Origin of the sequence: uncultured Lutibacter sp. (assembly GCF_937891065.1) — a bacterium.
Lineage (GTDB): Bacteria > Bacteroidota > Bacteroidia > Flavobacteriales > Flavobacteriaceae > Lutibacter.
Genome location: NZ_CALAEQ010000246.1, coordinates 1 through 10,163 on the forward strand (window position 1 = coordinate 1; position 10,163 = coordinate 10,163).

At 28.8% G+C, this 10,163-nt stretch carries 8 protein-coding genes; all 8 read left to right on the forward strand.

The annotated features are described in order from the left end of the window. Positions 1–1,018 (forward strand): AI-2E family transporter (locus Q0352_RS13280; protein WP_367274652.1); only part of this gene is annotated, 1,018 nt, incomplete at its 5' end. Between the two features lie 208 nt (positions 1,019–1,226). After that, positions 1,227–2,537 (forward strand): TolC family protein, encoded by a 1,311-nt coding sequence (locus Q0352_RS13285; protein WP_299528256.1) that lies wholly within the window; start codon positions 1,227–1,229, stop codon positions 2,535–2,537. Between the two features lie 53 nt (positions 2,538–2,590). Continuing rightward, positions 2,591–3,673, forward strand: coding sequence for an efflux RND transporter periplasmic adaptor subunit (locus Q0352_RS13290; protein ID WP_299528258.1), 1,083 nt, complete (start codon positions 2,591–2,593; stop codon positions 3,671–3,673). Positions 3,674–3,786: 113 nt separating this feature from the next. Continuing rightward, complete coding sequence (locus Q0352_RS13295; RefSeq protein ID WP_299528260.1) at positions 3,787–6,978, forward strand: efflux RND transporter permease subunit; 3,192 nt, start codon at positions 3,787–3,789, stop codon at positions 6,976–6,978. A gap of 63 nt (positions 6,979–7,041) precedes the next feature. Continuing rightward, positions 7,042–7,347: a hypothetical protein gene (locus Q0352_RS13300; RefSeq protein ID WP_299528262.1), complete on the forward strand. Its 306-nt coding sequence runs from the start codon at positions 7,042–7,044 to the stop codon at positions 7,345–7,347. 10 nt (positions 7,348–7,357) lie between these two features. Further along, positions 7,358–7,543: a DUF2892 domain-containing protein gene (locus tag Q0352_RS13305; protein WP_299528264.1), complete on the forward strand. Its 186-nt coding sequence runs from the start codon at positions 7,358–7,360 to the stop codon at positions 7,541–7,543. A 29-nt stretch (positions 7,544–7,572) separates the two neighbouring features. Continuing rightward, a complete protein-coding gene (locus Q0352_RS13310; protein ID WP_299528266.1) occupies positions 7,573–7,908 on the forward strand; it encodes a hypothetical protein in 336 nt (111 codons plus the stop codon). Between the two features lie 34 nt (positions 7,909–7,942). After that, complete coding sequence (locus Q0352_RS13315) at positions 7,943–10,150, forward strand: TonB-dependent receptor (RefSeq protein WP_299528268.1); 2,208 nt, start codon at positions 7,943–7,945, stop codon at positions 10,148–10,150. The last annotated feature ends 13 nt before the right edge of the window (positions 10,151–10,163 follow it).

The window sequence follows — 10,163 nt, forward strand, 5'->3', positions numbered from 1 at the left end:
AATTCCATTAATTTTTTATTTATTAAAAACATTAAGTTTTATACTTATTCCATTAACAGCTTCTTTGTTTATTGCTTTGCTATTTTTGCCATTAATGAGATGGTTAACAAAACGAAAAATTCCTAATTTTATAAGTATTATTCTTGTACTACTCATTTTTGTTGGAGCTATGCTAGTTGGTGGTGAAATAATAAAATTAGCCAGTAAAGAAATAATACAAACTCAAGACGCTTTTTTTACAAAAGCACAAATTAAATTAATTGATTTAGTACAAGTTATAGAAGATTTTTTAGGTGTGCAATTTATGAACGATGGGAATCTTTTAAATATGTTTATTAATAAAGATGATTTTGGTAAAAACTTTGGTTCTACATTAAGTTTAATAGGCAATACAGTATCCATGTTATTAATGACTGCCTTTTTTGTTATTTTATGGTTAGCCGAATCTTTAAATTTTTACAACGTTTTAAGTGGTACTATTTTTAAACAAAAATATGCATCGGTTAAAACATTTATGAAAATAGAGAACGATTTAATAACATTTGTAAAAGTAAAATTTTTAGTAAGTGCCTTAACAGGTTTAGGTTTTGGACTTGCTTGTTATTTTTTTAATGTTAGTTTTCCTATTTTTTGGGGGCTATTTGCATTTCTTATCAATTTTGTTCAAATGATTGGTTCTATAGTATCTGTTATTCTACTTGCGTTATTTGCATTTGTAGAATTAGATCCAACTAGTTCATTATTATTTTTTATTATAACCATAACATTAGTACAAGTTTTATTTGGTAGTATTTTAGAGCCTATTTTTATGGGTAAATCATTTTCTATTAATGTAATTGCAATACTAGTTTCATTAATGTTTTGGGGATATATTTGGGGAGTTCCAGGTTTAATAATGTCAATTCCAATTACTGTATTTCTAAAAATAATATTCGAACAATTTCCACAAACTAAATTATTGTCAACACTACTTTCAGGAAATTCTGGTCAAATTCATTTTTCAAAACTTAAAAAATAAAAGATTCTTTCTTAAAAGCTTTATAATATTATTTTTTTGTTATAAATTTAATACAAATCTTAAATAAATTAAGTTTTCTTAAAAAATAAGGCATATTTATCTATTTTTTTGAATTTAATGTAATTAATGTTACATAAGTGTGTACTATTTATTACCGTTTAGGGTTAAAACCTCAATTACATTTGCAACAAACTAAAAAACAAAAAATATGCAAATTAAAAATAGCTTTACTTATCTATTTTTCATTTTTAATCTTTTGATTGTTAATGCCCAACAAGAAAAATTAATTTCTTTTGATGAAGTATTAAGCAAGGTTGAAAAGAACAACCATACTATTAAAATTTCTGAACAAGATTACACTATTTCAAAAGCAGACTACAATCAAAGTAATGCTGTTTTTTTACCAAATATTACAGTATCTCATACAGGAATTACAACTACAAATCCTTTAATGGCATTTGGTTCAAAATTGAATCAGGAAATTTTAACGCAGGCTGATTTTAATCCTGCACTGTTAAATGACCCTAATGAAATAAGAAATTTTGCTACAAAAATAGAAGTTCAACAACCAATTTTTAATGCAGACGGCTTATTTATGCGTAAAGCGGCTAAAGCAAAAATGAGTGCCGTTGAATTACAATCGGCAAGAACAACCGACTATATAAAACTAGAGGTTACAAAAGCATACATGCAACTTCAACTTGCTTACAAAGCTGTTGAAGTATTAGAAAAAGCAAAAGAAGCTGCTTTAGAAAACAAAAAAATAGCTGATAATAATTTCAAGCAAGGTTATATGCAAAAAGCCGATATCCTTGCTGTTGAAGTACATGTAACTGAAGTAGAAAATCAATTGTTAACTACAAAAAGTAACGTAAAAAATGCTTCAGACTATTTAATGTTTCTAATGGGAGAAAATATAGAAGCTACTTTAAAACCTTCTGAAAATCTAGAAGCACTTATAAATCTAAACATTTACAATAATGAGCTTTCAGATAACAGAGCTGATATTGAAGCAATGAAAAAAAGTTCTGAAGCATATACCAATATGCATAAAGCTAACAAAATGAGTTATTTACCTCGATTAAATGCTTTTGGAAGTTATGAATTGTACGACGATAATTTATTTGGAACAGATGCTAAAGGTTATTTAGTTGGCGCACAATTATCTTGGAATGTTTTTGAAGGATTTAAACGTATTGGAAAAACTCAAAAAAGTAAAGCTGAATTAGACAAAGCAGAGCTAAGTTTAGAACAATATAAAAATAAAAGCCAACTTGAATTTAACAAAGCTAAACGTGATCTTAAAGATGCTGAAAATAAATTAAAGCTCACAAATTTAGCTGTTGAACAATCTAACGAAGCATTAAGAATTAGAACAAACAGGTTTGAACAAGGATTAGAAAAAACATCTGATTTATTAATTTCAGAAACTCAATATTTACAAAAACAACTTGAATATTTACAAACCGTTTTTAACTACAACTATACAAAAGCTTATGTAGCTTTTTTAACGAAATAACTTATAAATAGACACCAATTTTTTTTAAAACATATTATATAAATTACTGAAAAATGAAAAAAATATTAAACATAATAGCAATCGTAACATTAATTTTTACAAGCAGTTGTGGAAAAGAAAAAGCAACAGTAGTTGACAATAGACCAACTGTAAATGTAAAAGTTAATACACCTTCATCAAAAAGTAGCACATTTATTACTGCTAGTGGAAAAATAGAAGCCGTTCAGAATGCAAATTTAAGCACTCGAATGATGGGAATTGTTGATAATATATACGTAAATGTTGGAAATAAGGTTTCTAAAGGACAATTACTGTTAAGTATTAATAGTGCAGATATTTCAGCTCAAAAAGCACAAGTTAGTGCTTCAATTACTGAAGCCACAGTTGCATTTAATAATGCTGAAAAAGATTACAATAGATTTACCACTTTATTTAAAGAGAATAGTGCATCGCAAAAAGAAATGGATGATATTTCAGCAAATTATGAAATGTCTAAAGCTCGTTTAGAGGCTGCTAATCAAATGAAAAATCAAGTAAATGCACAATTATCTTATTCAAACATTACAGCTCCTTTTAGCGGAGTTATTACTGGTAAGTTTGTAAATAAAGGTGATATGGCTAACCCAGGAATGCCTCTAATTAGTATAGAAACACCTGATAATTATCAAGTTACATCAATGGTTCCTGAATCTGAAATTACTTCAATAAAAACAGGAACTATTGTGAATGTACTTGTGAAATCAACAAATAAACTGATAACTGGTAAAGTTACTGAAGTTAGTACTTCAACAAAAAATACTGGCGGACAGTATTTCGTTAAAGTAGTATTAGATAAAACTGATGTGAAATTACTTTCAGGGATGTACACATCTGTACAATTTCCTATTGAAAAAATTACCAATTCTAAAAATGAAACAAGTTTAGTTTTAATTCCAGAAAATGTTTTAATTCATCAAGGACAATTATCAGGAGTTTACACTATTGGAAATGAAAATGTTGCTATTTTAAGATGGTTAAGAATAGGAAAAACTTTCGGAAATCAAGTAGAAATATTATCTGGTTTATCAGCAGATGAACAATACATTGTTTCAGCTGACGGAAAATTGTATAACGGAGCTAAAGTTAGTATTCAGTAATCTAAAATTTGCGTTAGGGATAGCAGTGGAAATACTTTTTTTTTGTAAAAAAAGATTGAAACGAATAGCCCGACCATGTTTTTTAACAGGGTAACGCCCAAAAATATAAAATTATGCAAGAAGGTATATCAGGTAAAATTGCCAATGTTTTTATTAACTCTAAATTAACCATTCTTTTAATGGTTGCTTTAATGGCAATTGGTATTTATAGTTCATTTTTGATTCCAAGAGAAGAAGAACCACAAATTATTGTTCCAATGGCCGATGTTTTAGTAGGCTACCCAGGAGCAAGCCCAACAGAGATTGAAAGTCGTGTTGTAAAACCATTAGAGAAAATTATTTCAAATATAAAAGGTGTTCAACACGTTCATAGTATTGCTATGAACGGACAATCTATGATGATTGTTCAATTTTATGTTGGAGAAAATACGGAAGATTCATATGTTAAATTGTATGATGAACTAATGAGACATCAGGGAATGTTTCCTCCTGGAGTAACACAGCCTCTAATAAAAACACGATCTATTGATGATGTTCCAATGCTTGGACTTACTTTTTGGAGTGAAAATTATGATGATTTTCAAATTAGACAAATTGCTGAAGAAGTAGTTTCAGAAATAGAAAAAGTAAAAGATGTTTCGATAACAAAAGTAATTGGAGGTAGAAACCGTCAATTAAAAGTAGTTTTAGATAAAGATAAAATGGCTGAAAATGGTGTTGACGCATTAGGTATTATGCAAATGATACAAGCCAATAATAGCAGTTCACAATCTGGAAGTTTTGTAAAAGGAGATCAAGAATATTTAATTACTACAGGTAAATTTTTAACATCAGCAGAAGATGTAAATAATTTAGTGGTAGGTGTTTATAAAAATATGCCCGTTTATTTAAAACAGGTTGCTGAAATACAAGATGGTCCATCAACACCTTCAAGTTATGTGTCTTTTGGTTATGGAAAAGGGAATGAAAAATTTGCATCAAATCCTGGTGAATATGCTGCCGTAACACTTTCTGTAGCAAAAGTAAAAGGTGCTGATGCCATGAAAATATCTAAAAAGATTTTAGATAAAGTTGATCAATTAAAACTAAATCTAATTCCTTCAGATGTTCATGTAAGTGTTACTAGAAACTATGGAGAAACTGCTTCACATAAAGTTGGTGAATTATTATTGCACTTAGGTGTCGCAATTTTAGCAGTAACCATTTTAGTTATGTTAGCTATGGGATGGCGTGGTGGATTAGTTGTATTTTTCTCTGTTCCGCTTACATTCGCTTTAACTTTATTTAGTTATTATCTGCTAGGTTATACGTTAAATAGAATTACACTTTTTGCGCTAGTTTTTGTTGTTGGTATTGTGGTAGATGACAGTATAATTATTGCTGAAAATATGCATCGACATTTTAAAATGAAACGATTACCATTTAAACAAGCTGCTATTTATGCCATTAATGAAGTTGGTAACCCTACAATTTTAGCCACGTTTACAGTAATTGCCGCAATATTACCTATGGCTTTTGTATCTGGAATGATGGGACCTTATATGAGTCCAATGCCAATTGGTGCGTCTATAGCAATGATATTATCTTTATTTGTAGCATTAACAGTTACACCTTATTTAGGATATCACTTATTACAAGAAAAAGATACGCAAGAACATAAAGAAGAGGAAGGTTTAGAAACAGGTTTAATATACAAAATTTACAAAAAAATAGAACAACCGCTTTTAGATAACAGTAAAAAAAGATGGGTAATGTTAGGTATTACAGGGGTTTTATTAATTGGTTCTATTTTAATGTTCTTTACAAAATCAGTAGCTGTAAAAATGTTACCTTTTGATAACAAAAATGAGTTTCAAGTGATTATTGATATGCCTGAAGGAACTACTTTAGAAAGAACAGCTGCAGTTACACAAGAAATAGCTCAATACTTATCAACTATACATGAAGTAACAGATTATCAAAATTATATTGGAACCTCTGCTCCTATTACATTTAACGGATTGGTTCGCCATTATGATATACGTGGCGGTAGTAATATGGCTGATATTCAAGTTAATTTATTACCAAAAGCAGAACGTGATTTGCAAAGTCATGATGTTGCTAAAAAGGTGCGTTCAGAAATTCAAAAAATTTCAAAAAAATATAACGGAAACGTAAAATTAGTTGAAGTTCCACCTGGACCTCCAGTTTTATCAACACTTGTTGCTGAAGTTTACGGGCCAGATTATAAGGAACAAATTAAAGTTGCATATCAAGTTAAAGAAATTTTAGAAAACACAACAGATGTTGTTGATATTGACTGGATGGTTGAAGCTGTTCAAATTGAATATAAACTGGAAGTTGATAAAGAAAAAGCAATGCTTAATGGAATTGCACCACAACAAGTAGTTGCTAATTTAACCTATTTACTAAAAGAATATCCTATTACGTATTTATATGACGAAAATTCTTTTGATCAAGTTGATATTGTTTTAGCCTTAAATGATGCTGATAAGACAAGTTTACAGGATATTCAAAATATTAAAATAAAAGGTAATCAAGGAAATTTAATTCCAATAAGTGATTTAGTACACATAAAACAAGATACTTTACAAAAAACAATTTTCAGAAAAGACCAAAAACAAGTGGTTTATATAACTGCTGACATGGCTGGCGGATTGGAAAGTCCTGTTTATGCTATTTTAGGAATGAAAGAAAAGTTGCAAAACATCAAACTTCCAAAAGGTTATAAATTGAACGAATTGTATTTAGAACAACCATCAGACGAAAGTGATTTTGCAGTGAAATGGGATGGAGAATGGCAAATTACCTTAGAAGTTTTTAGAGACTTAGGTACTGCTTTTTTGGTAGTTGTTATCATTATTTATATGCTAATAGTAGGTTGGTTCCAAAATTTCAAAACTCCTTTAGTTATGATGCTGGCAATTCCATTATCATTAATAGGAATTGTATTAGGTCACTGGTTATTTGATGCGTTTTTTACAGCAACATCATTCATTGGAATGATTGCTTTAGCTGGAGTAATGGTTCGGAATTCTGTATTATTAATTGACTTTATTGAAATTAGATTAAATGATGGAATTCCTTTAAAACAAGCTATTATTGATGCTGGTGCTGTAAGAACAACACCAATATTATTAACAACAGGAGCCGTTGTAATTGGAGCTTCAATTATATTGTTTGATCCAATTTTTCAAGGCTTGGCAATTTCATTGGTTGCCGGTGCAATTGTTTCAACATTGCTAACGCTTATTGTGGTTCCAATGATTTATTATATGAGTGAAAAAAAGAAATGGGAAAAATAATTGTTGTTTCAGGTTTAGTGATTAGTACTAAACCTGAAATTTAAATTTTTAAAAATAAAATTTATGAAACTACTTATGATAACGGCTATTGAAGTATTTGAAAATGATATCAAATTCTTACTAAAAAAAGCTGCAATTACTCATTATTCTTATACAGATGTAAAAGGATTTAGAGATTTAACACAAGAATCAGTTGGAAACAATTGGTTTGCTAGTGATATGAATGACAGTCAATCTATAATTTTTTATGCATTTGTACCAGAAGAAAAGGCTGACCAATTATTCAATTCTGTAGCTGAATTTAACAAACAACAAAGAACTTTATCAAAAGTACATGTAGTTGTTTTAAATATTGAAAAATCTAACTAAAAGAAATATTATGAAACAAAGAATAGTAAGAGCAGTAGCAGGTACGTTTATTTTAATTAGCCTAATTCTTGCCATAAAAGTGAATGTGAACTGGTTATGGTTCACTGCATTTGTGGGTGCAAATTTATTACAATCTGCTATCACAAAATGGTGTTTAATGGAAGTTATATTAGGAAAATTAGGCGTAAAAGATTAATTTCTTTTTGTAATATTGCAGCTTAATATATGTCAAAAATTAAGTTACATATTAGCCGGTTAATTTCAATTGTATTAATCACAGTTGTACTGCTTCCATTTGCAGTACAATTTTCACACGCCTTTGAAAAACATAAACATTTAGTATGTGAGGCTCAAAACATAACACATTTTGACACGCATGAGGTTGACTGTTCTGTTTTTCATTTTAAAATTAATACTAATACTGTTGAATTTATTGCAACAGAATATATAGCTCAAAATATTTTAATTGAAGAAAAAAAGACTTCATTTAAATCAATTACAGCAACAGCAAATATAAATTACAAATCTTTAAGAGCTCCACCCTATTTTATTGTATCATAGCTAATTATCAATTACTAACAATAAAATATTTCACATGAAATTATACATATTATTCCTATTTTTAGGGTTTACAATATTATCATATTCCCAACAAAAAATTTCAGGTTCTATAACCGATTCACAAAACAACCCATTATTTGGTGTTGAAGTTTACATTGAAGACCTTCATAAAGGAACTTCAACAAATGAAGACGGATTTTTCCAACTACAAAATTTACCAAGTACAACTATTACAATTACCATAGCTTTTATTGGGTACAATACTGAAACAAAAAGTATTATTCTTCAAAATACAGAAACAACTTTAAATTTCAGTTTGGAAGAAGCTGTTTTTAAAATGGATGAAATTATTGTTTCTACCGCATTTAATAAACTACAATCACAAAACGTAATGAAAGTTGAGCATGAAAGCATTAGATCATTACAACAAAAAGGATCCTCAACGTTAATTGAAGGTTTGGCAACTATACCTGGTGTTTCACAAGTTTCTACGGGAACTTCAATTGGAAAACCTGTAATTCGTGGTTTAAGTGGCAATCGAGTATTGGTTTATTCACAAGGTATTCGCATTGAAAATCAACAATTTGGAGATGAACATGGTTTAGGTTTAAATGATGCTGGAGTAGAAAGTGTAGAAGTTATAAAAGGACCTGCTTCACTACTTTATGGCTCAGATGCTTTGGGTGGAGTTTTATATCTCAATCCTGAAAAATTTGCAAAAGCCAATACTTTATCATCCAGTTTTGAACAAAAGCTATTTTCAAATACCTTAGGAAGTAATTCTTCATTAAATCTAAAAACTTCTTCTGAAAATTGGAAATTTATCATGAGAGGAAGTTATAATACACATTCAGATTATAAGGTTTCAAATGGAAATAGTGTAACAAATACACGTTATAATGAAACAGATTTTAAAACAGGAATTGGTTATCAAAATTCTAAAATTTCAAGTGTTTTAAGATATAATTATAATAAATTAGATTTAGGAATTCCTGAAGAAGGTATTGCTGAACAAACTAACAGCAAAAAAACAATCTACCCAAAACAAGAAGTTTTCAATAATTTATTGAGTTTAAACAACATTTTCTTTTTTCAAAATTCTAAATTGGATGTAGATCTTGGTTATATTGCTAATGACAGAAGTGAATTTGAAGACAATGAAATTGCAGTTTTACAGATGAAATTAAATACCTTTAATTACAATGCGAAATATCATTTTCCTAAAATTGGTAAAATTGAATCCATTTTAGGAATTCAAGGAATGCATCAAGCCAATAAAAATTTTGGAGAAGAATATTTAATCCCAAATGCTATAACAAATGATATTGGTGTTTTTGGAACTGGTAATTATGAATGGAAATCTAATGTACTTCAAGCAGGATTACGTTTTGACAATAGAACTATTTCAACGGAGGAATTTGGTGTTGTTGGCGAAGAAGGCTCTTTTGAAGCTTTAGATAAAACGTATCATAGTTTTAATGCATCGTTAGGTTACAAAACCAATTTAAATGATGATTTGATATTACGTATGAATTTTGCTTCTGGTTTTAGAGCGCCAAATTTGGCAGAGCTAAGCTCAAACGGAGTTCATGAAGGTACCAATAGATACGAAATTGGAAACAGTAATTTAAAAACTGAACAAAATGTTCAAGCAGATTTAAATATAGAATACTACACAAATCATTTTGAATTTTTTATCAACGGTTTTTTCAATCATATAAACAATTATATTTATACATCGCCTACTGGTGAAATACTCGATAATAATGACGTTTATAGTTATATTCAAAATAACGCAAAATTATATGGAGGAGAAATTGGAGTGCATTTTCATCCCCATCCTTTAGATTGGTTACATATAAATAGTAGTTTTGAAACTGTTACCGGAAAAAAACAAAATGGTGATTATTTACCTTTAATTCCTGCTAATAATTGGAATAATACTATTAGAACTGAATTTGATATTCAAAATTGGCTAACAGATGGTTTTGCTTCTATAAATCTTTCCTCTACATTTAATCAAAATAATGTAAGTGGTTTTGAAACTGTTTCTAATGGTTATTCATTAGTTAATTTGGGTTTTGGAGGAACCCTAAAAATTGGAAAAACTATTTTAGACATTAATATAAATGCTAATAATGTATTTGATAAAAATTACATTTCACATTTATCTCGTTTAAAAGCAGATGATATAAATAATATTGGAAGAAATATTATAACTAGTATTAAATTTAATATTTAGGTTTCATAGAATC

Bases quoted from the DNA above. Each gene is read 5' to 3' on its own strand.
- Q0352_RS13295 (WP_299528260.1), top strand. From the start codon at position 3,787: ATGCAAGAAGGTATATCAGGTAAAATTGCCAATGTTTTTATTAACTCT.
- Q0352_RS13300 (WP_299528262.1), top strand. From the start codon at position 7,042: ATGAAACTACTTATGATAACGGCTATTGAAGTATTTGAAAATGATATC.
- Q0352_RS13285 (WP_299528256.1), top strand. From the start codon at position 1,227: ATGCAAATTAAAAATAGCTTTACTTATCTATTTTTCATTTTTAATCTT.
- Q0352_RS13290 (WP_299528258.1), top strand. From the start codon at position 2,591: ATGAAAAAAATATTAAACATAATAGCAATCGTAACATTAATTTTTACA.
- Q0352_RS13315 (WP_299528268.1), top strand. From the start codon at position 7,943: ATGAAATTATACATATTATTCCTATTTTTAGGGTTTACAATATTATCA.
- Q0352_RS13310 (WP_299528266.1), top strand. From the start codon at position 7,573: ATGTCAAAAATTAAGTTACATATTAGCCGGTTAATTTCAATTGTATTA.
- Q0352_RS13305 (WP_299528264.1), top strand. From the start codon at position 7,358: ATGAAACAAAGAATAGTAAGAGCAGTAGCAGGTACGTTTATTTTAATT.